20 protein-coding genes and 1 pseudogene are annotated in these 21,003 nt (G+C 71.2%); 17 read left to right on the plus strand and 4 right to left on the minus strand.

Annotated features, from left to right (window positions below; genetic code table 11):
* Nucleotides 1–221: 221 nt before the first annotated feature.
* From QFZ82_RS04920 to QFZ82_RS04995, 17 genes and pseudogenes are all read left to right on the plus strand, one after another.
* Entirely contained in the window at nucleotides 222–1,289 is a 1,068-nt protein-coding gene (locus QFZ82_RS04920) for an ABC transporter substrate-binding protein (RefSeq protein WP_307711944.1), read from the plus strand.
* A gap of 150 nt (nucleotides 1,290–1,439) precedes the next feature.
* Entirely contained in the window at nucleotides 1,440–2,816 is a 1,377-nt protein-coding gene (locus QFZ82_RS04925; protein ID WP_307711945.1) for an IS1380 family transposase, read from the plus strand.
* Nucleotides 2,817–2,972: 156 nt separating this feature from the next.
* Complete coding sequence (locus QFZ82_RS04930; protein ID WP_307717624.1) at nucleotides 2,973–3,812, plus strand: ABC transporter ATP-binding protein; 840 nt, start codon at nucleotides 2,973–2,975, stop codon at nucleotides 3,810–3,812.
* A complete protein-coding gene (locus QFZ82_RS04935; RefSeq protein WP_307711946.1) occupies nucleotides 3,809–4,744 on the plus strand; it encodes an ABC transporter permease in 936 nt (311 codons plus the stop codon). Before QFZ82_RS04930 ends, QFZ82_RS04935 begins: the two co-directional genes overlap by 4 nt.
* Nucleotides 4,745–4,939: 195 nt before the next feature.
* A pseudogene (locus QFZ82_RS04940) lies at nucleotides 4,940–5,098 on the plus strand (LLM class flavin-dependent oxidoreductase); the annotation flags it as partial.
* Complete coding sequence (locus QFZ82_RS04945; protein WP_307711947.1) at nucleotides 5,095–6,699, plus strand: FAD-binding protein; 1,605 nt, start codon at nucleotides 5,095–5,097, stop codon at nucleotides 6,697–6,699. The pseudogene QFZ82_RS04940 and the gene QFZ82_RS04945, both read left to right, overlap by 4 nt.
* Nucleotides 6,696–7,061, plus strand: coding sequence for a ferredoxin family protein (locus QFZ82_RS04950; RefSeq protein ID WP_307711948.1), 366 nt, complete (start codon nucleotides 6,696–6,698; stop codon nucleotides 7,059–7,061). Before QFZ82_RS04945 ends, QFZ82_RS04950 begins: the two co-directional genes overlap by 4 nt.
* A gap of 28 nt (nucleotides 7,062–7,089) precedes the next feature.
* On the plus strand, nucleotides 7,090–7,989 hold the full coding sequence (locus QFZ82_RS04955) for a TauD/TfdA family dioxygenase (protein ID WP_307711949.1): 900 nt from the start codon (nucleotides 7,090–7,092) through the stop codon (nucleotides 7,987–7,989).
* 254 nt (nucleotides 7,990–8,243) lie between these two features.
* A complete protein-coding gene (locus QFZ82_RS39670; RefSeq protein ID WP_329125058.1) occupies nucleotides 8,244–8,345 on the plus strand; it encodes a putative leader peptide in 102 nt (33 codons plus the stop codon).
* A gap of 348 nt (nucleotides 8,346–8,693) precedes the next feature.
* On the plus strand, nucleotides 8,694–9,752 hold the full coding sequence (locus QFZ82_RS04960; RefSeq protein WP_373429398.1) for an aliphatic sulfonate ABC transporter substrate-binding protein: 1,059 nt from the start codon (nucleotides 8,694–8,696) through the stop codon (nucleotides 9,750–9,752).
* Nucleotides 9,753–10,157: 405 nt separating this feature from the next.
* Nucleotides 10,158–10,928: a GntR family transcriptional regulator gene (locus tag QFZ82_RS04965; RefSeq protein WP_307711951.1), complete on the plus strand. Its 771-nt coding sequence runs from the start codon at nucleotides 10,158–10,160 to the stop codon at nucleotides 10,926–10,928.
* A gap of 105 nt (nucleotides 10,929–11,033) precedes the next feature.
* Entirely contained in the window at nucleotides 11,034–11,261 is a 228-nt protein-coding gene (locus QFZ82_RS04970; RefSeq protein WP_125741086.1) for a ferredoxin family protein, read from the plus strand.
* Nucleotides 11,262–11,275: 14 nt separating this feature from the next.
* A complete protein-coding gene (locus tag QFZ82_RS04975; RefSeq protein WP_307711952.1) occupies nucleotides 11,276–12,628 on the plus strand; it encodes an ABC transporter substrate-binding protein in 1,353 nt (450 codons plus the stop codon).
* Entirely contained in the window at nucleotides 12,625–13,518 is an 894-nt protein-coding gene (locus QFZ82_RS04980) for an ABC transporter permease (protein ID WP_307711953.1), read from the plus strand. Before QFZ82_RS04975 ends, QFZ82_RS04980 begins: the two co-directional genes overlap by 4 nt.
* Nucleotides 13,515–14,270, plus strand: a complete 756-nt coding sequence (locus QFZ82_RS04985) for an ABC transporter ATP-binding protein (protein ID WP_307711954.1) — start codon at nucleotides 13,515–13,517, stop codon at nucleotides 14,268–14,270. The genes QFZ82_RS04980 and QFZ82_RS04985 overlap by 4 nt, the downstream gene beginning before the upstream one ends.
* Before the next feature lie 36 nt (nucleotides 14,271–14,306).
* A complete protein-coding gene (locus tag QFZ82_RS04990; protein WP_373429399.1) occupies nucleotides 14,307–17,027 on the plus strand; it encodes a fumarate reductase/succinate dehydrogenase flavoprotein subunit in 2,721 nt (906 codons plus the stop codon).
* A 204-nt stretch (nucleotides 17,028–17,231) separates the two neighbouring features.
* Nucleotides 17,232–17,690, plus strand: a complete 459-nt coding sequence (locus QFZ82_RS04995) for an Rrf2 family transcriptional regulator (protein ID WP_307711956.1) — start codon at nucleotides 17,232–17,234, stop codon at nucleotides 17,688–17,690.
* Between the two features lie 49 nt (nucleotides 17,691–17,739).
* Here QFZ82_RS04995 and QFZ82_RS05000 read toward each other — a convergent pair whose 3' ends face one another.
* The 4 genes from QFZ82_RS05000 to QFZ82_RS05015 all read right to left on the minus strand — a co-directional run bounded on the left by QFZ82_RS05000 (nucleotide 17,740) and on the right by QFZ82_RS05015 (nucleotide 20,927).
* Nucleotides 17,740–19,185 carry a glyceraldehyde-3-phosphate dehydrogenase gene (locus QFZ82_RS05000; protein WP_177151211.1) on the minus strand — a complete coding sequence of 482 codons (1,446 nt, stop codon included), beginning with the start codon at nucleotides 19,183–19,185 and terminating at the stop codon, nucleotides 17,740–17,742.
* A 131-nt stretch (nucleotides 19,186–19,316) separates the two neighbouring features.
* The gene (locus tag QFZ82_RS05005; RefSeq protein ID WP_307711957.1) at nucleotides 19,317–19,916 is read right to left on the minus strand and encodes a YdeI family protein; all 600 of its coding nucleotides are present in this window, start codon (nucleotides 19,914–19,916) and stop codon (nucleotides 19,317–19,319) included.
* 265 nt (nucleotides 19,917–20,181) lie between these two features.
* Nucleotides 20,182–20,526, minus strand: a complete 345-nt coding sequence (locus QFZ82_RS05010) for a DUF6233 domain-containing protein (protein ID WP_307711958.1) — start codon at nucleotides 20,524–20,526, stop codon at nucleotides 20,182–20,184.
* A 29-nt stretch (nucleotides 20,527–20,555) separates the two neighbouring features.
* Complete coding sequence (locus tag QFZ82_RS05015) at nucleotides 20,556–20,927, minus strand: hypothetical protein (RefSeq protein WP_307711959.1); 372 nt, start codon at nucleotides 20,925–20,927, stop codon at nucleotides 20,556–20,558.
* Nucleotides 20,928–21,003: the final 76 nt, after the last annotated feature.

Here is a 21,003-nt window from a genome sequence, read left to right on the forward strand (position 1 = left end):
CGACAGGCACCGCTCTCCTGCTCTCTTGTCGGAATCCTCGCAGGATTTCTCTGCCGGAACTCGCCACATCTAATCGGCGCCTGCCATTCCCCGGCGAAAGCCTGCGCGCCGCTTTCTGCTGACGTTTCCCCGAGCCGGACAGATGACGGCCGGAAGAACGCGTCAGATTGTGCTCCAGCCGCTCCCCTGCACTCACAATCGAACCGGAACAGGACCTTTCCATGGCCACGACTGCATCGACCCGACGACAGTTCCTCACTCTGCTCGGTCTTTCGGCGGTCGCGGTGAGCTGCGGCACGACCGCAACGGGCGCCACGTCCGGCAAGGGTGGGACGAAGACGCTCCGGTACCAGGGCTGGGCCGGCCAGGTCACGCCGCCTGAACTGGCCGAGAACCTCGGCTATCTGGAGGACGTGAAGCTGGAGTGGGTCGGCAACACGATCAGCGGGCCGCAGGACATCCAGTCCGCGGCCACCGGCCAGACCGACTTCGGCGGGGCCTTCAACGGCGCGGTCGTCAAACTGGCCGCGAACAACGCCCCCATCAAGGCCGTCATCAGCTATTACGGCTCGGACGAGCACGCCTACAACGGCTACTACGTCCTCAAGGACAGCCCGATCCGCTCCGCCCGCGACCTGATCGGCAAGAAGGTCGGCATGAACACCCTCGGAGCCCATTCCGAGGCCATGCTCGACATCTACCTGCAGCGCGGCGGTCTGTCGCCGACGCAGATCGGCAGGGTCGAGCCTTTGGTGGTGCCGCCGGTCAACACCGAGCAGTCGCTGCGCCAGAAACAGATCGACGTGGCCGTCCTCGGCGGCATTCTGCGCGACAAGGCCCTCGCCACCGGCGGAATCCGCCCGCTGTTCACGGACCACGAACTGCTCGGCTCGTTCAGCGCCGGCACCTATGTGATGACCGACCGCTTCCTGAAGCAGAACCCGGACACAGCCCGGACCTTCGTCACCGCGGTGGGGCGGGCCATCGACTGGTCCCGGTCCACCCCTCACGAAGAGGTCATCGCCCGAATGACGGACATCGTGAAGAAGCGGGGCCGCAACGAGGACACCGCGCCCCTGAAGTACTGGAGGTCCTACGGCGTCGCCGAGACCGCGGGCCGGATCACCGGCAAGGAACTCCAGCTGTGGATCGACTGGCTGGCCGAGCGCGGCGACATCGAGAAGGGCCGGGTCGCGCTGTCCGACCTCTACACCAATGAGTTCAACGCCGACGGCGGCGGCACGTCGTCCGCCTCGCCGACCCCCTCCGCCGCGAAGAGCGGGAGCTGATCACCATGCCGGAACCCCTCACTCCTAGCCTCGCGCTTTCATGAAGCCTGGTGTCCGACGGGTGGTCAGACAAACGAAAAGTGCCTCTGACCAGCAAGAATGAGGATTGTCGAGGTCCTTGTTCCTGCCAACGTCGGAGGCACTTCCCAGGTGAAGAAGCGTATCGGGTCCTACCCACGTGTCCGTGTCGAGGGTGGTGGCCGGGCGGTGGTCTCGCAGGCGGGAGGCGTCCTGCTGGTGGAGACGGCCCGTAAGACCGGGCTGGACCAGGCGATATCGGCGGCTCTGGCGCCGTGGTGCAAGTCGCGGGCGGTGCACGATCCGGGGAAGATTCTGCTGGATGTGGCCCTGGCGGTCGCGCTCGGCGGGGACTGTCTGGCCGATGTGGGCATGCTGCGGGCCGAGCCGGCCGTGTTCGGTCCGGTGGCCTCCGATCCCACCGTCTCCCGCCTCATCGATGTCCTCGCCTCGGCCGGGCCGAAGGCCCTGGCGGCGATCCGCTCCGCACGGGCCCATGTCCGCGACCGTGTCTGGAAGTTGGCCGGGGAAGCGGGACCGGATGCCGGCGGACAGGTGATCGTGGACATCGACGGGGTGCTCGTGCTGGCCCACTCCGAGAAACAGGACGCCGCCGCTACCTGGAAGAAGACGTTCGGACACCACCCGCTGATGGCCTTCGTCGACCACGGCCGAGGCGGCAGCGGGGAGCCGGTCGCGGGCTTGCTGCGGCCCGGCAACGCGGGCAGCAACACCGCCGTCGACCACATCACCACCGCCCAACTCGCCCTGGCCCAGCTGCCGAAGAAGTACCGGAGCGGGCGTCAGACACTGATCCGGACCGATTCCGGCGGCGGCACCCACGAGTTCGTGGCCTGGCTGGCCAGGCGCGGCAGGTGGCTGTCGTACTCGGTCGGCATGACCATCACCGAGCAGATCCACCACGCCGTCCTGAAGGTTCCCGCCTCGGCCTGGACCGCCGCCACCGAACCCGACGGAGAGATCCGTGACGGCGCCTGGGTCGCCGAGCTCGACGGCGACTGCCTCAAGGGCTGGCCGAAGGGAATGCGGCTGATCGTCCGCAAAGAACGTCCGCACCCCGGCGCCCAGTTGCGCTTCACCGACGCCGACGGACTGCGGCTGACCTGCTTCGCCACCAACACCACCGGCACGGCGATCGCCGCCCTCGAACTGCGCCACCGCCAGCGGGCGAGAGCCGAGGACCGCATTCGAGGAGCCCGTGCCACCGGCCTGCGCAACCTGCCCCTCCACGACACCGCGCAGAACCAGATCTGGCTGGAGATCGTCCAGCTCGCCCTGGACCTGCTCGCCTGGATGCCGATGCTCGCCCTGACCGGCCGGGCCCGGCTCTGGGAGCCCCGCCGCCTGCGGCTCCGCCTGTTCTCCGCCGCCGCCCAGCTCGTCACCACAGCCCGCCGCCGGCACCTGAAATTCGCGACGCACTGGCCCTGGACCGACGTGATCACCGACGCGATCGAACGACTGCAGGCCCTCCCGAACCCTGGCTGACCAGCAGCGACAACCCACCCCCACGACCAGAACCCGCACGCCGGAGCAGTGGAACCCGGCGCCCACCCGACGCGACAGCCGGGCCACTGGCCTGCCCGCACCCCACCCAACAAGCTGAAACGGCCCACCAGATGAACCGGCAAGCCGTCACGAAAGATCGAGGCTAGAATCGTGTTCGAGCGCGTACGCAAGGACTTCAGGGTCAAGGACGCCGCCCGCAAGGACCGTTCGGGAGCACGGAAGTCCACGGAGTTCACCGCTCTCGACGGCATCGACCTGGAGATAGCGGCAGGCGAGTTCGTCGTGCTGGTCGGTCCCAGCGGCTGCGGCAAGTCGACGCTGCTGGATCTGCTCGGCGGCCTCGCCCGGCCCACCGGCGGACGGATCCTGCTGGACGGCGCGCCCGTCACGGGGCCGGGCCTGGACCGCGGCATCGTCTTCCAGCAGTACGCGCTGCTGCCGTGGCGCACCGCGCAGGGCAACGTCGAGTTCGGCCTGGAGGCCACCGGCGTCCCGCGGCGGGAACGGGCCGCTCGTGCACGGGAGTTCCTCGACCTGGTGGGTCTGTCGGGCTTCGAGGACCGCCATCCGCATGAGCTGTCGGGCGGGATGCGGCAGCGGGTGGCGATCGCCCGCAGCCTCGCCTACGACCCCGACGTCCTGCTCATGGACGAGCCGTTCGCCGCGCTGGACGCCCAGACCCGGGAGTCCCTGCAGGACGAGCTGCTGCGCATCTGGCAGCGCACCGGCAAGACCGTCGTCTTCATCACGCACGGCATCGACGAGGCCGTCTACCTGGGACAGCGCGTCGCCGTCATGACGTCGAGGCCGGGCCGCATCAAGCGGATCGTGCCGGTCGCCCTCGGCTCCCGTACGGCGACGGACGACGTCCGCTCCAGTCCCGAGTTCGCACGCCACCGGCACGAGATCTGGTCGCTGCTCCACGACGAGGTGGCCAGGGCCCAGCAGTTGGAGAAGGAGGAGGCTTCCGTATGAGCCCCGCAGCCGGCACCACCACCGAGAAGACGACGGCGCCGGGCGCCGTCGGCGTCGCCGCATCCGCCCGCGCCCCCTCCCCCGGTTCGGCGCCGGCCGCGGCGTCGCCGCCGGCCGTGCGACGGGCACCCGCCTGGACGGCCGCTGCCCGGGCGGCCCGCCGACTGCCGTCCCTGCTGGTGAAGGGGGCGACCACATCCGCGGCGATCGTGGCTCTGCTGCTGCTGTGGGAGACCGCGCCGAGGCTCGGCCTGGTCGACCGGACCTTCCTGCCGCCGTTCAGTGAGGTCGCCCGCGCCTGGTGGGGGCTGGCCACCGACGGTCAGCTGGCCGACAACGCACGTGCCAGCCTGGTGCGTTCGTTCAGCGGATTCGGTCTCGCCGTGGCCCTCGCCGTGCCGCTGGGCCTGCTCATCGGCTGGTACCGGCCGGTCGCCGACCTCCTCGGACCTCTGCTGGAGGTCTTCCGCAACACCGCGGCGCTGGCCCTGCTGCCGGTGTTCGTCCTGCTCCTGGGTATCGGCGAGACATCGAAGGTCTCCATCGTCGTGTACGCGTGCACCTGGCCGATCCTGCTCAACACCATCAGCGCGGTCCGTAACGTCGACCCGACCCTGCTGAAGCTGGCGAAGTCGATGGATCTGTCCGCGCCCCGTCTGTTCCAGAAGGTCATCCTGCCGTCCGCCGTCCCGGTGATGTTCACCGGGATCCGGCTGGCCGGCGCCGTGTCGATCCTCGTGCTGGTGGCCGCCGAGATGATCGGCGCCAAGGCGGGGCTCGGCTATCTGATCAACGCCTCCCAGTACAACTTCGCCATCCCGCAGATGTACGCGGGCATCATCACGATCTCCGCCGTCGGCGTGGTCTTCAACCAGTTCCTGGTGGCCGTGGAGCGACGGCTGAGCTCCTGGCGGGTTCCCACCGGCGGCTGACGTGGCCGCACTCGCCGTCTTCCGACTCCCCGATCCGAGGTACTCATGACCGCGTCACGCCCCCCGCGCCTGCGTCTCAATGCCTTTCTGATGAACGCCGGTCACCACGACGCCGCTTGGCGGCCCCGGCGCACCCAGCCCGAACGCGTCACCGACCTGCGCTACTTCCAGCAGCTCGCGCAGACCGCCGAGCGCGGCCTGCTCGACTTCGTCGACCACGTCGTGCCGATCCTGCAACGGCGCGGCCTGTTCCGCACCGAGTACACCGGCCGCACTCTGCGCGAGCGCTACGGCCTGGCCCGCCCCGCCAACCGGCCGGCCGCGGCGGCCACAGGAGAAGGGCGACCGGTGTGACCGGGCTCGAACTCACCACGGACGTCCTGGTGGTCGGCGGCGGACCCGCGGCCACGTGGGCCGCGCTCAAGGCGGCCCAGGACGGAGCGGACGTCGTCCTGGCCGACAAGGGCTACTGCGGCACCAGCGGCGCCACCGCCTCGAGCGGTACGGGCGTCTGGTACGTCCCGCCGGAGCCCGCCGCACGGGAAGCGGCCATGGCGAGCCGGGAGGCACTGGGCGGCCATCTGGCCGACCGGCGCTGGATGACCCGGGTGCTGGACCAGACGTATGCGGGCATGAACGAGCTGGCGGCGGCCGGACGGTACCCCTTCCCGACGGGGCCGGACGGACAGCAGCTCAGGAACGGCCTGCAGGGGCCGGAGTACATGCGCAGGATGCGTATCCGCGTCCAGCGGGCCGGGGCACGCATTCTCGACCACAGCCCGGTCACCGAGTTGCTCACCGACCCCTCCGGCGCGGTCGCCGGGGCCAGGGGGCACCGGCGCCAGGCCGGGCGGCCGTACCGGGTGCGCGCCGGGGCGGTCGTCCTGGCCACCGGCGGCTGCGCCTTCCTCAGCGGCGCGCTGGGATGCAACGTCAACACCGGCGACGGTGCGCTGTTCGCCGCCGAGGCGGGCGCGGAGATGTCCGGCATGGAGTTCTCCAACGCCTACGGCATCGCACCCGAGGGCACCTCCGTCACCAAGACAGCGTTCTACTTCTTCGCGACCTTCTACCGCGAGGACGGAACGGTCCTGGAGGGGGCGGCCGCCCAGGGCGGCCGGTCCGTGATCGCCAGGACGCTGATGAGCGAGAAGGTGTACTGCCGCCTCGACCGGGCGGACGCGACGGCACGGCAGGCGATGCGGCTGGCCCAGCCGAACTTCTTCCTCACCTTCGACCGCCTCGGCATCGACCCGTTCACCCAGCGCTTCGCCGTCACGCTCCTCGCCGAAGGCACCGTGCGCGGCACCGGCGGCATCCGCATCACCGGCGACGACTGCTCCACCACCGTGCCCGGGCTGTACGCGGCCGGAGACGCGGCGACCCGTGAGCTGATCTGCGGCGGCTTCACCGGCGGTGGCAGCCACAACGCCGCATGGGCCGTCTCCTCCGGCACCTGGGCAGGCCGGGGCGCGGCCCGCCACGCCCGCTCGCTCGGCGGCCGTGCAGCGACGCGGCGTCTCGCCGCTGCCGGCGGAGCGGGGCTCCGGCCCACCGGGACTCCCGGTCCGGCCGACGGATTCCGGGACGTCGTCGCGGCAGTCCAGGGCGAGGTGCTGCCGTACGAGAAGAACTGTCTGCGCCACGGCGACCGGCTCGCCGCCTCGCTGGAGGTGCTCGACAGCGTGTGGGAGGAGTCGCGCGCCTCCCTGCGCGCAGGCGGCGGGGACGTCGTACGGGCCAGGCAGGCGGCGGCGATGGCGGCCCACGCCCGCTGGATGTACACCGCGGCGCTCGCGCGGACCGAGACCCGCGGCATGGCGAAACGGCTCGACTTCCCGGAACAGGACCCCGGGCAGCACCACCGCATCGTCACGGGCGGCCTCGACCGGGTGTGGACCCGCACCGAGCCCCTGGCAACCGCACCGGCAGCACCCCTGGAGGTGGCATCGTGATCGAACTGGTCTCGGCGGAACGCTGTATCACCTGTGACAAGTGCATCAAGGTGTGCCCGACCGACGTGTTCGACCGCGGCGAGGACGGCATCCCGGTGCTCGCCCGCCGCGACGACTGCCAGACCTGCTTCCAGTGCGAGGCGAACTGCCCGGCCGACGCCCTGTACGTCTCGCCCCTGACGCGCCCGGCCGACGACTCCGCCGCCCGGGACGAAGAGCACCTGGACCGTACCGCCCTGCTCGGGAGCTACCGCCGGCACATCGGCTGGGGACGGGGCCGTACACCCGGCGCGCTGCGAGCCGTCGGCCCTCCCCTCGGCCCACCGGGGGCCGGGGGAATCTCACCGCCCATCACTTCCTGATGACCACCGACCGAAAGGACACCCTCACATGACCACCGGCACCGGCTTCGACGTCCGCAGGATCGGCGGCCGTATCGGCGCCGAGGTCCTCGGCGCCGATCTCTCCGCCGACCTCGACCCCGCCGTCGTCACCGAGATCAACTCCGCGCTCCTGGAACACAAGGCGCTCGTCTTCCGCGACCAGCATCTCGACGACGAGGGCCAGCTCCGCTTCGCCGCCCTGTTCGGCGAGCTCACCACTGCGCATCCCACCGTCCCTTCCGTCGCCGGCCGGCCCCAGGTGCTGCCCGTCGACGGCGACGAGGGCATCCGCGCCAACCACTGGCACACCGATGTCACGTTCGTCCGTACACCCCCCAAGGCGTCCACGCTGCGCAGCATCGTGGTCCCGCCCTACGGCGGCAACACCCTCATCGCCAACTCGGCGGCCGCGTACCGGGATCTGCCCGAGCCGCTGCGCGAGCTGGCCGACAAGCTGTGGGCGGTGCACACGAACGCCTACGACTACGCCGCCCCGAAGAGCGAGAAGGCGGCCGAGCACCGCAAGCAGTTCGTGTCCCGGAAATACCGCACCGCGCACCCGGTCGTCCGGGTGCACCCCGAGACCGGGGAGCGCGGGCTGTTCATCGGCGGCTTCGCCCAGAGCATCGTCGGGCTCGGCCCCTCCGACTCCCGTGACCTGCTGCGCCTCTTCCAGTCGTACGTCACCCGCCCCGAGAACATCGTGCGCGTGGCGTGGACGCCGGGCGACCTCGTCCTGTTCGACAACCGCATCACCCAGCACTACGCCCCGGACGACTACGGCGACCTGCCGCGCCTGCTGCACCGGGTGACCGTCGCGGGCGACGTGCCCGCCGGTGTCGACGGCACGCTCAGCCATGTCGTCGAGGGCGACGACGCCTCGCACTACACCCCCGCCGTGGCTTGAGCCCCTCGGCCGCCGGGCAGGTGTCCCCTGCCCGGCGGTCGGCGGCCCCCCGGCGGACGCCGATCTGCCCCGGGATATCCCACTGGCCCGCGCCCCGGTCCCCGGACCGACCCGTGATCCCCTCGTCCATCAGGGTGTTCTCACGAAACGAGATGCGGTCGTCCATCATTTGGGCAGCCCCTTGGGGCGAGCGCCGCCCTCTGCCACTATCCCTACCAACCAGGTGGGAAAACTAGGGATCGGGTGAGGCGGCCGTGCGAACGCTGAACCACGCAGGCCGTCCGCTTCCCCTTCTGACCTCCCGGCGCCACATCGACTTGGGCCGCACGTCCAGCGCCATCTGTCAGCCCGTCTGACGCCGTCCACAGGACCTGGCTCCGCAGAGCACCGCTGTGCTCCTCACCCCCGCCGGCCGTCGACCGGGCGCCCCCTGTACCGACCACGCCACCCCCGTCTCCATGACTGCCTGTCCTCGGGCGCGGCGTGGCATTGACGACGGCTCGACATCCACCCCGCGGCATCCGACACATATCCGCTTCTCCGCCTGCGACGTCGCCCCCGTCGCCGCCGGCCGGGGAGCGGGTGCAGTGCATGCCGACGGCTCTGCGTCGCGTATTTCCGTACCGCCCTGAACACCATCCCGTGAAAGGACACCCACCGTGTCTGCCGCAAGACCGCTCACCACCCTGCGCGCCATCGCCGTCATGGCCACGCTTCCCCTCCTGCTCACCGCCTGCGGCTACGGTTCCGAGCCCGACGACAACAAGAAGACCGAGGTGGCCGCCAAGGGCGAGAAGCTCTCCGCCGACACCGTCCGCATCGGCTACTTCCCGAACCTCACCCACGCCACAGCACTCGTCGGCGTCCAGGAAGGCCTGATCCAGAAAGAGCTCGGCGGCACCCAGCTCAAGCCGCAGACCTTCAACGCCGGCCCCTCCGAGATCGAGGCCCTCAACGGCGGCGCGCTCGACATCGGCTTCATCGGCCCCTCACCCTCCATCAACGGCTACGTGAAGTCCCAGGGCAAGAGCCTGCGGATCATCGGCGGCTCGGCCTCCGGCGGCGTCAAGCTGGTCGTGAACCCGAAGAAGATCAGGACCCTGGACGACGTCAAGGGCAAGAGGATCGCCACCCCGCAGCACGGCAACACCCAGGACATCGCGTTCCTCAACTGGATTGCGGAGAAGGGCTGGAAGGTCGACGCGGAGAGCGGCAAGGGCGATGTCTCCGTGGTCCGCACCGACAACAAGGTCACCCCGGACGCCTACAAGTCCGGGGCGATCGACGGCGCCTGGGTACCCGAGCCGACCGCGTCCAAGCTGGTCTCCGAGGGTGCGAAGGTCCTCCTCGACGAGTCCACACTGTGGCCGGACAAGAAGTTCGTGATCACGAACATCATCGTGTCCCAGACCTTCCTGAAGGACCACCCGGACGTGGTCGAGGCCGTGCTGCGCGGCACGGTGAAGACGAACGCGTGGATCAACGCCAACCCGGACAAGGCGAAGGCGTCGGCCAACGCCGCCCTGAAGGCGGAGACCGGCAAGGAGTTGGGGGCCACGGTGATCGACCCGGCGTGGCCGAGCATCCAGATCACCGACGACCCGCTGGCCGCGACGCTGAAGACGCAGGCCGACCACGCGGTCAAGGCCGGTCTGCTCAAGGAGCCCGATCTCAACGGCATCTACGACCTGACGCTCCTCAACAAGGTGCTGAAAGCCGAGGGCAGGCCCGAGGTCTCCGACGCCGGTCTCGGCGCCGAGTAACCGCGTCCGCACTGCTCAACCCGGTCACCGGGGCCGAGGCCCGACAGCCGGCTCCAGCGACACTCCCGGCGGCCCGACGACGGGCGGGGGGATACACCCGCGATCCCGCCGCCCACCGCACACCCGGCCCACAACACCGGCTCCGCGAAGGCATTGCCCGCAGCGGAGCCGGTGTTGTGATGCGTGGAAGGACACGCAACGCAGGCGGACGGCCCCGGGGGCTATCGGCAAAGCCAGGGAACTGATCGCATCCTGGGCACCTGATGTCCGCGATATGGGCAACAGGATGGCGGATCCTACTGCTGCACCACTGAAACCGCAGGTCAGAGCGCTCCTTACAGGTTGCCTGGTGGCGCAATACTGCGGCAACACCACCAGCGGCGCTCGCCCAGTACGTTCCCTTCCATGCCAGCCGAACCCGCCCCCGCCGCCTCTCCCCCGGTCGCCGCCGCGCGCCGACGACGACTGCGTGCGGACCGGGCCCGGCAACTGGCCGACCTGCTGCGCCACCAGATCCTGGCGGGAGGCTTCCCCGACGGCGTCCTGCCCCTGGAGGACGTCATCGCCGCCGACTACCGAGCCAGCCGCAACACCGTGCGGCAGGCCCTGGACCTGCTGCGCGGCGAGCGGATCGTCGACCGGCAGCCCGGCGTCGGCACCGTGGTGGTGTGCGAGAAGTACCCGCACGGGCTGGACCGCCTCCAGGGCCTGGCCGAGACCCTGCACGAGCACGGCCGGGTCACCAACGAGGTCCGCACCGTCGGGCCGGTCACGGCCCCCGGCCCGGTGGCGCACCGGCTGGGGCTGCCCGAGCACACCGACGTGCTGTGCATCGAGCGGTTGCGCCGCCTGAACGGACTGCCGCTGTCCCTGGACCTGTCCTACCTGCCGATGGACGTGGGCGGTGAGCTGCTCGGCTGCGACCTGGAGAACACGGACGTGTTCCGGCTCCTGGAGTCGTTGACCGGCGGTCCACTGGGCCATGCCGAGATCACCCTGGAGGCCGTGAACGCCGACGCGCACTCCGCCGCGGTGCTCCAGGCCCCGCGCGGGGCGGCCGTGCTGATGCTGGAGCGGCTGACCTGTCTGCCCGGCGGGCGGCCGGTGGACCTGGAGTTCATCCGGTTCCGCGGCGACCGCATCACCATGAGCGGCGTGCTGCGACGCTCCCTCTGATCCCTCGCGAGAACTTCCCGGGTTCCCGGGTTCCCGTGTTCCCGGGTTCCCGTGTTCCTTCCCCCGTTCCAGTTCCCCGCCCTTTCCGGGCGCTTGGAGACAACCATGCCTCTCGTTCCGCAGCGCGCCGACGTGCCCGTGACCATCGACGAGTCCAAGTGCATCGACGGCTGCACGCTCTGCGTCGACATGTGTCCGCTCGACTCGCTCGCCATCCGCGAGGACAACGGCAAGGCGTACATGCACGTGGACGAGTGCTGGTACTGCGGCCCGTGCGCGGCCCGGTGTCCCACCGGCGCAGTCACCGTCAACATGCCCTACCTGCTCCGGTGAAAGGCCGAACTGCCATGACCAGCAAGAGAATCCCACTCCTCCCACTCCTCCCGGTCGCCCTGCTGCTCCCACTGGCCACCGCTTGCGGCGGCACGGCCGGCGCCGACGGCAACGCCGGCGCCAAGACGGTCACGGTGACCGTCGGCTACCAGTCGAAGACCATCAACACCGTCACCGCCGGCACCTTGCTGCGCTCCCTCGGCTACTTCGAGCAGGAGCTCGCGGCCCGCGGGAAGAGGGACGGCACCACCTACAAGGTCGAGTGGCAGGACTACGCGACCGGCGCCCCGATCACCGCCCAGATGACCGCCGGGAAAATCGACATCGGTTCGATGGGCGACTTCCCGCTGTTGATCAACGCGGCCCGCGGCAAGCAGCTGGGGCAGCCGACCCGGCTGGTCGCGGTCACCGGCTACAACCTGCGCGGCGGCCTGAACACGGTGGTCACCGCCCCCGGTTCGCCCTTGCGGTCACTGGCCGACCTGCGCGGAAAGAAGGTGTCCACCAGCGTCGGATCGGCCGCCGACGGCACCCTGGTCCGGGCCCTCCAGCAGGCCGGCATCGACCCGGACAAGGGCATCCGGAAGCTCAACCAGCAGCCCAGCGTGGGTGCTTCGGCCCTGGCCGCGGGCAGCGCCGACGCGCTCTCCCAGTTCGTCGCCTGGCCCGGCAAGCTGGCCTTCGAGGGCCGGGCCACCGCTCTGTACGACGGGGCCGAACTGAACCTGCCGACCTTCCACGGGGTCACGGTCCGGGAGAAGTTCGCCAAGGAACGGGCCGGGGTCCTCGACGACTTCCTCAGGGCCCAGCGGCGGGCCACCGACCACCTGCGCACCCAGCCGGTCGCCGCCGCCGAGTCGGTGGCCGAGGAGACCGGTCTGCCGGCCGAGGTCGTCTACCTCTACAACGGCGCCAACGGTATCGCCACCTTCGACCCTGAGCTCCGCCCGGAGCTGATCGCCGCGCTGAAGCAGGACGTGCCGGTGCTGAAGGCGGCCGGGCTGGTGGACGACGTCGACGTGGACGCCTTCGTCGATCCGGCGCCGCTGAAGCGGGCCGTGCGGTCCCCCGCCTACCCGAAGGCGAGCACCGCCAAGTCCGAACTGTGGCTGAAGGGCAGGACCACCACCCGCACCTTCGACAGCCCCAAGGAGCTGCTGAAGGCCGCCAAGGCCGCCGACGTGCGGGCCGCGTACGTGCCGGACGCGCTGACCGGAACCCTGTGGTTCGCGGACAAGGCGGTATGGGTCGCGGACGGCGCCGAGCTGCGCGCCTTCGTCACCCCGGCCAGTGCGAAGAGGTACCTCGACGGTCACGCCGGGGCCCGGATCATCCGCTACACGGACGCCGTGGGTCTGGCGTCATGAGTGGGGGCCGCTGGCTGCTGCGCGCGGCCTCCCTGACCGCGGCCCTCGGGCTGTGGCAGCTGCTGACCTCTTGGGACGTCAACCTGTGGCTGCGGTTCGAGCAGTTCCCCACGGTCGGCGAGGTGGCGTCCGCCTTCGCCGACCGGGTCACCACCGGCCCGTACTGGCAGGACCTGGGCCACAGTCTGCGCCGGATCGTCGTGGGCTTTGTGCTGGCCGCGGTGGTGGGGGTGGCGGTCGGCACGGCCGTCGCCCGGTCCCGGTGGGCCGCAGACCTGCTCGGCCCGTTGGTGGAGGTGGTGCGGCCGGTGCCGGCCATCGCCCTGGTCCCGGTCGCCATCCTGCTGTTGCCCACCAACGAGCAGGGCATCGTGTTCATCACCTTCACCGCCGCCTTCTTCCCGGTGGTGGTGTCGACCCGGCACGCGGTCCGGGCGCTCACCCCGGTCTGGGAAGAGGCCGTGCTCACCATGGGCGGCGGCCGGCTGCGGGTGCTGTTCTCGGTGGTGCTTCCGGGAGCCCTGCCGGGCATCTTCGGCGGCTTGTCGGTGGGCATCGGCGTCGCGTGGATCTGCGTGATCTCCGCGGAGATGATCTCCGGCGAGTACGGGGTGGGCTACCGCACCTGGCAGGACTACACGATCGTCGACTACCCGGGAGTGTTCGTCGGCATGGCCACCATCGGCGCCCTCGGATGGCTCACCTCGACCGCTGTGGAACTGCATGGCCGTCGCGCCACTTCCTGGCTGCCCCGCCCGGCCGCGCGGGGAGCTGCCGGCGCCGCACCGCGTCCGGCGTTCCGCAGGGCCGGCCGCACCCCCGCGGCCACCGGCGCCGGTCCCGCCGCCGCGGTCCGTACCACTGTTCCCCGTAAGGAGCCGGTCCCATGAGCACCGCGACCCCGCCCGCCGCACCCGCGCCGGCCGGCGCCGAACTCACCCTGCACGACGTACGGCTCGGCCACCCGGACGGCGCTGCCGTCCCCGGCACGGTCGCGCTGCGGATCGCGCCGGGCGAACTGCTGGCGGTGGTGGGGCCTTCCGGCTGCGGGAAGTCCACCCTGCTGCGCACCCTGGCCGGGCTACTGCCCCCACTGGACGGGCGGGTCACCCAGGACGGTGAGCCGATCGGCCGGCCGGCCGCCGACCGCGCGCTGGTCTTCCAGTACGACGCCCTGCTGCCGTGGCGGACCGTCCGCGCCAACGTGGAACTGCCGCTGGCGATCCGCCGGGTCCCCCGGGCCGAGCGGCGACGGTCCGCGGCCGACTGGCTGGAGAGGGTCGGTCTGGCCGGGCACGCCCACAAGCTGCCGCACCAGCTGTCCGGCGGGCAGCGGCAGCGCGTCCAGCTGGCCCGCGCCCTGGCCGGCCGGCCCCGCGCGGTCCTGATGGACGAACCCTTCGGCGCACTCGACGCGCACACCCGCGCCGAAATGCAGGACCTGCTGGTGGACATCCTGCAAGGCACCGGCGCCACCGTCGTCTTCGTCACCCACGACGTGGACGAGGCCCTGCACCTCGGCGACCGGGTCCTGTTGCTCGGATCCGGGCAGGTGCTGGACGTACCCCACCCGCGTGAGCGGGACGCGCGGCACGCCCCCGACACCGTCGAACTGCGCCGCCGCATCCTCGAATCCCTCTGAAAGGCACGCCCCGTGCACACCCTGGTGGACACCCCCCTGGCCATCCCCGCCCTCGCCGACGCGACCGAACTGTCCTGCGACGTCCTCGTCATCGGCGGTGGCACCGCCGGCACCATGGCCGCGCTGACCGCCGCCGGACGCGGTGCGCAGGTGCTGCTGCTGGAGAAGGCGCACGTGAGGCACTCCGGCGCGCTCGCCATGGGCATGGACGGGGTCAACAACGCGATCATCCCGGGCCGGGCCGAGCCCGACGACTACGTCGCCGAGATCACCCGCGCCAACGACGGCGTCGTCGACCAGTCCACCGTCCGGCAGACCGCGACCCGCGGCTTCGACATGGTCAAGCGCCTGGAGTCGTACGGGGTGAAGTTCGAGAAGGACGAGCACGGCGAGTACGCGGTCCGCCAGGTGCACCGGTCCGGCTCGTACGTGCTGCCGATGCCGGAGGGCAAGGACGTCAAGAAGGTCCTCTACCGGCAGCTGCGGCGTCGCGAGATGCGGGAGCGGATCCGCATCGAGAACCGCGTCATGCCGGTCAGGGTGCTCACCCACCCCGACGACGGACGGGCCGTCGGCGCGGCCGGGTTCGACACCCGCACCGGCGCGTTCGTCACCGTCCGGGCGGGCGCGGTGATCCTGGCGACGGGGGCCTGCGGCCGGCTCGGCCTGCCCGCCTCCGGCTACCTGTACGGAACGTACGAGAACCCGACGAACGCCGGCGACGGGTACGCCATGGCCTACCACGCGGGGGCCGCGCTCACCGGGATCGAGTGCTTCCAGATCAACCCGTTGATCAAGGACTACAACGGGCCGGCGTGCGCGTACGTCGCGAACCCGTTCGGCGGGTACCAGGTGAACCGGCACGGCGAGCGGTTCGTGGAGTCGGACTACTGGTCGGGACAGATGATGGCCGAGTTCGCGGCCGAACTCGCCTCCGACCGTGGCCCGGTGTACCTCAAGCTCAGCCATCTGCCCGAAGAGACCATCACCGCCGTCGAATCGATCCTGCACACGACGGAGCGGCCCACCCGCGGCACGTTCCACGAGGGCCGCGGCCACGACTACCGCACCCACGACGTCGAGATGCACATCTCGGAGATCGGACTGTGCGGAGGGCACTCCGCCTCCGGGGTACGGGTGGACGCGCATGCCCGCACCACCGTCCCCCGGCTGTACGCGGCCGGCGACCTGGCCTGCGTACCGCACAACTACATGATCGGCGCGTTCGTCTTCGGCGACCTGGCCGGCGAGGACGCCGCGCGGTACCGGGCCTACGAGGGCGAGCTGCCCCGGGACCAGCTGGCCGCCGCCCACGACCTGGTCTACCGGCCGCTGCGCAATCCGGACGGGCCGCCGCAGCCGCAGGTGGAGTACAAGCTGCGGCGGTTCGTCAACGACTACGTGGCACCGCCGAAGACCGGGGCGAAGCTGTCCCTGGCGGTGGAGGCGTTCACCCGGATGTCGCAGGAGATCGCCGGAATGGGGGCGCGCACCCCGCACGAACTGATGCGGTGCGCGGAGGTCACTTTCATCCGGGACTGCGCGGAGATGGCCGCCCGGGCCTCGCTGGCCCGCACCGAGTCCCGGTGGGGCCTGTACCACGAGCGGCTGGACCACCCGGGGCGGGACGACGCGGGCTGGCTGCACCACCTGGACCTGCGCAAGTCCGCGTCGGGGGCGATGGAGTTCACCGCGCGGCCGGTCGAGCCGTACGTGGTCCCGGTGCCGGAGTTCACGCCGGCGCCGGGGCCGGAGCGGCGCCTGGGCGAGGTCGCGCTGGTGCCGGTGGCCACGGCCGGCCCACGGGACACCGCCCCGGCCGCCCGCCCGGCCGCGCCCGCGGCGGCTCCGGTCCCGGCCGGGACCCCGGAGGTCTCCGCGCCCAGCCCCGCCCTCCTCCGCCTCCTCTCCCTCGCCGAGGAGTCCCCCGACCTGGACGCGCTGCGCCCCTACCTGGGCGACGCCGACCCGGCGGTGCGGGCGGCCGCCGTGGCCGCCCTCGGCGAGACGGTGCCGGCCGGTGCCGGGCCCGCGCTCGCCGAACGCCTGCGGGACACCGCACCACAGGTCCGGGCCGCCGCCGCGGCCGCGCTGCGCGAGCTGGTCGAAGTGCTGCCCGCCGAGGGGGCATTGGGGGCCGGGCTGCGGGAGGCGCTGGGCGTCACCGATCCGGCCGTCCGGGCCGCCGCGCTCGACGTGCTGCGTGCCCTGCGGCTGGGCGACGCCGGCGTGTACGCCGCCGCGCTCGCCGACACCGACATCGAGGTCCGCATCACCGCCGTCCGGGCCCTCGTCTCGGTGGATGCGGTCCCGGAACTGGCCGTAGCCGCCGCCGACCCGGCCCGCGAGGTCCGGGTCGCGGTGGCCCGCGGTCTCGGGGCCGTGCACGCCGCGGCCCCGGCGCCGCTCGACCCACTGCTGGATGACGCGGACCCGCTCGTCCGGGGCGCCACGTTGACCGCGCTGGCCGCCACCGGCTGCCCGCCCCGCTACGCCGCGCTGGCCTCGGCCGCCCTCGACGATCCCGCCTGGCAGGTCCGGGCCGGCGCCGCGACCGCCCTCCGGGCGGCCCCGCCCGCCCAGGCCGTCCAGGCCCTCGCCGGGGCCTTGGCCGACCCCAACGCGGATGTCCGCAAGGCCGTCGTCCTCTCCCTCCTCTCGCACCGCGACGAGCCCGGGGCCCGCACCGCCCTCGCGGCCGCCACCACCGACCCGGACGCCGACATCCGCGCCTACGCGTCCCGTGCGGCCTCGTGATGCCGGTCAACCAGCGGCCGATCGAGTGGAGTTGCTCATTTCCCATGCCGTACATGGACCACCCCCGCCGCGTCCAGGCTCGTCGTCATGGCGGGGAGCAGTGGGCAACGGCGCCTCCCCCCGCGCCCCCGCCGCGGCCTGTGCCCCTCGGCCGAGGGCCACCCGCGAGGGACGCCGGCCCACGCCGTACGGGATAATGCGCGTATGCGGATCTCAGCCAGGGCGGACTACGCGGTACGTGCCGCGCTGCAGCTCGCCGCGTCCCAGGACGACGGGTCGCTGAAGGCCGAGGTCATCGCGGAGGCCCAGGACATCCCGCACAAGTTCCTCGAGAGCATCCTGAACGACATGCGCCGGGGAGGTCTCGTGCTCAGCCGGCGCGGCGGCAACGGCGGCTACCGGCTTGCGCAGCCCGCCGATTCCATCAGCATCGCGGATGTCATCCGCGTCGTGGACGGGCCGCTGGTCTCGGTGCGCGGGGTCCGGCCCCCGGACCTGTCCTACACCGGCCCGGCCCGGTCGCTGCTCCCCCTGTGGATCGCGCTGCGGTCCAACGTGCGCGAGATCCTCGAGGGCGTGACGCTGGCGGACGTCGCGTCGGCCGACCTGCCCGCCGGTGTGTCCGCACTGACCGAGGCCCCCGGCGCCTGGACCAACCCCTGATCCGGTGCCCCGGCAGGCGGGGCACCGGATCGGAGTGAGGTCGGCGGAATCAGACCGCCGGAGCCGGGTAGGTCGGGTACTCCACCCCGGAGACGTGCTGGACGACGCGGATGACCTGGCACGAGTAGCCGAACTCGTTGTCGTACCACAGGTACAGGATCGCGTTGTCGCCGTCGACCTTGGTCGCGCCGGCGTCGACGATCGAGGCGTGGCGCGAACCGACGAAGTCCATGGAGACGGCGTCGGGCGCGGTGGTGAAGTCGATCTGGCGCTTCAGCGGCGAGTGCAGCGAGACGTCGCGGAGGTAGTCGAGGACCTCCTCGCGGGTGGTCTCGCGGCCCAGGCGCAGGCTGAGGATGGCGATCGAGACGTCCGGCACGGGGACGCGGATCGAGCTGCCGGTAATCGGCGCCTTGAGGTCGGGCAGCGCCTTGGCGACGGCCGAGGCGGCACCCGTCTCGGTGATGACCATGTTCAGCGGCGCGGAGCGGCCGCGGCGGTCGGCCTTGTGGTAATTGTCCAGCAGGTTCTGGTCGTTGGTGAACGAGTGGACGGTCTCCACGTGACCGCGCAGCACGCCGTACTCGTCGTCCATGGCCTTCAGCGGCGGGACGATCGCGTTGGTGGTGCAGGAGGCGCAGGACAGGATCTGCTCGTCCGGCTTGATCGTGTCGTGGTTGACGCCGTGCACGATGTTGGGGACGTCGCCCTTGCCCGGAGCGGTCAGCACGACCTTGTCAATGCCGGGGCGCAGGTGCTTCGACAGGCCCTCGCGGTCGCGCCACTTGCCGGTGTTGTCGATGAGGATGGCGTCCTTGATGCCGTACGCCGTGTAGTCGACCTCGGAGGGGTCATTGGCGTAGATCACCTTGATCGTGTTGCCGTTGGCGACGATCGTGTCGGTCGCCTCGTCGACGGTGATCGTGCCCTGGAACTGGCCGTGGATCGAGTCGCGGCGCAGCAGAGAGGCGCGCTTGACGATGTCCTGGTCGCCGCCCTGGCGGACGACGATGGCACGCAGGCGCAGGCCGTTGCCGGAGCCCGCCTTCTCGATGAGCAGGCGGGCGACGAGGCGGCCGATGCGGCCGAAGCCGTAGAGGACGACGTCGCGTCCCTCACGGCGCTCGATCTTGTTCTCGCCGGTGGCGCCGGCGACGGCCTGGGCGGTGAAGTCCTCCACCGACAGTCCGCGGTCGTCGGCGCGGTAGGTCGCGGCGAGCATGCCGATGTCGATCTGGGACGGGCCGAGGTCGAGGGCGGCGAGCGCCTGCAGGAAGGGGAAGGTCTCGGTGACCGAGAGCTCCTCACCGGCGATCTGCCGGGCGAACCGGTGGGTCTTGAGGATGCTGACCACCGACTTGTTCACCAGGGAGCGGCTGTGAAGCAGGACGGTGACGTCCCGCTCCCTGTGCAGCTTCCCGATGATCGGGATCATCGACTCCGCGATCTCTTCGCGGTTCTTCCAGTTGGTGAACGAGTCGTCGTTGACAGTCACAGGTTTATCTTTCGAGCTAGGCGGCGCTCATATGCTAACCCTCCACCATTTCGATCATTCAATCGGCCCCGCGGGAGCGCTGACTTGCCCCTGCTTGCCCCGATATACCCCTGCGCAATCGCCGCCCTGCGTCAGGGGCCGCCTGGAGAACCGGGTGATTCCGGCGGCCCTTCCCTCAGCGTGCGCAGGGCCTTCTCCAGCCGCACGCGCCGGGACCGCGCCGTAGGTGCCTGGATCAGCGGCAGCATCAGCAGGTACCGCTCGGTCCCGTCCAGCGCCTCGAACGCCTTCCTCGCCCCGGGGTCCGCTTCCAGCGCGGCCATGAGGTCGGGCGGTACCGCGGCCGACTTCTGCGACTCGTACGCCCGGGCCCAGCGCCCGTCCTCCTGCGCCCTGCGGACCTCTGCCAGGCCGGGCTCACGCATGCGTCCCTCCGCCGTCAGCCGCACGACCTTGTCGACGTTCACCTGGGACCAGAGACTGTGGGGCCGCCTCGGAACGTATTTCTGCAGGTAGTGCCGGTCGTCGAGCGACCGTCGCTGTCCGGAGATCCAGCCGTAGCACAGCCCCGCGTCCACCAGTTCGTCGCTCGTGACCGACGGGATGCCGGAGTTCCGCTTGGCGACCTTGACCCACACGCCCTCCTGGCGCGTGTGGTGGCCTGCCAGCCAGTCCTCGAACGCCCGGGCGTCCGGGAAAGCGATGATCTCCACGCCGTCGAGTTCGTCCACGCGAATCAGGCTATCGCCCGCCGTACGGCACGGCGTTGTGGTGGGACGGGAGCATGTCGTGCGGGCCCAGCGGGCCTTGAGCCCCGCGAGCCGGTCGTGAGCCCGGCCGGTGAACGTCTGACGCACGGCCCGGGGGGTGCTGTAGCCGCGCCGGCCATGAAGCTGACAGTGCGTCGTGTGACGCTCCGGGACGGGCTGGTCTGCCGGGGCCTCGGCGCCTGCGGACCCGACGCCTGAACCGCCTTCCGGCCGGGAGCCGCGCGCGCTACGGGGACACGAGCCCGGTCTCCGGCCGGCAGATCTCGCACGGCCTGATGTCGGCCTCCCCGAGGGCGATCATCGCCTCCTCGCGGTTCAGCCGGCCGTGCGGACGCCGGTACATGTGACAGCCGCCGCGGTGCAGGATCGCGAAGTCGTCGGCCGTCGCCCGGGACGGCTCGATCTTCCACGAGGAGCCTTCGCGCGCGGCGCGCTCCTGTTTCAGCCGGCGTCCCTCCGCCGCCTCCAGCTCGCTGATCGTGGCCCGGGTGCGCTCCAGCTGGTACGCCTGGTACTGCTCCACGATGCGCAGTTTCTGGAGACGGGACAGCTGAGGTATCGGATCGGACATGGCGCAAAGAGGTGTCTCGGTCGATCGCTCTACGCGGCGGTCTCGACGTCCACGACGGGCACCGCCTCGGGCCGGGTGGCGGCCTTCAACCGCATCCGGGAGTCGACGGCCTTCTCCCGTTCGACGGTCTTCCAGTACGGGTGCGTGGCCACCGTGGCGGACAGTGCGAGGCACTCCGCGCGGAGCCTTTCCACGGCCGCCTTCTGCTCTTCCGTCCAGCCGGGGCTGTCGTCGCGACCGCCGGTGACCTCGCCGGTGTGCGGAGGCGTCCGGCCTTCCCACCCGGCCTGGGGTTCCACGCTCCACGGCAGGGTGCGGCACAGTGCGGCCAGCTCCGATGTCGCCTGGTGGAGGCGGGTCTGGGCGCCCTGCAGATCGTCGGGGAAGTCGGTGTCGGCCATGACCGAAACCATACTCCTGTTCGAATTTGATTGGCGAGTGCGGCGCGGGGTGTCGAGACCTTGCTGCGGGCGCCTT

It is taken from the genome of Streptomyces sp. V4I23 (assembly GCF_030817975.1).
GTDB lineage: Bacteria > Actinomycetota > Actinomycetes > Streptomycetales > Streptomycetaceae > Streptomyces.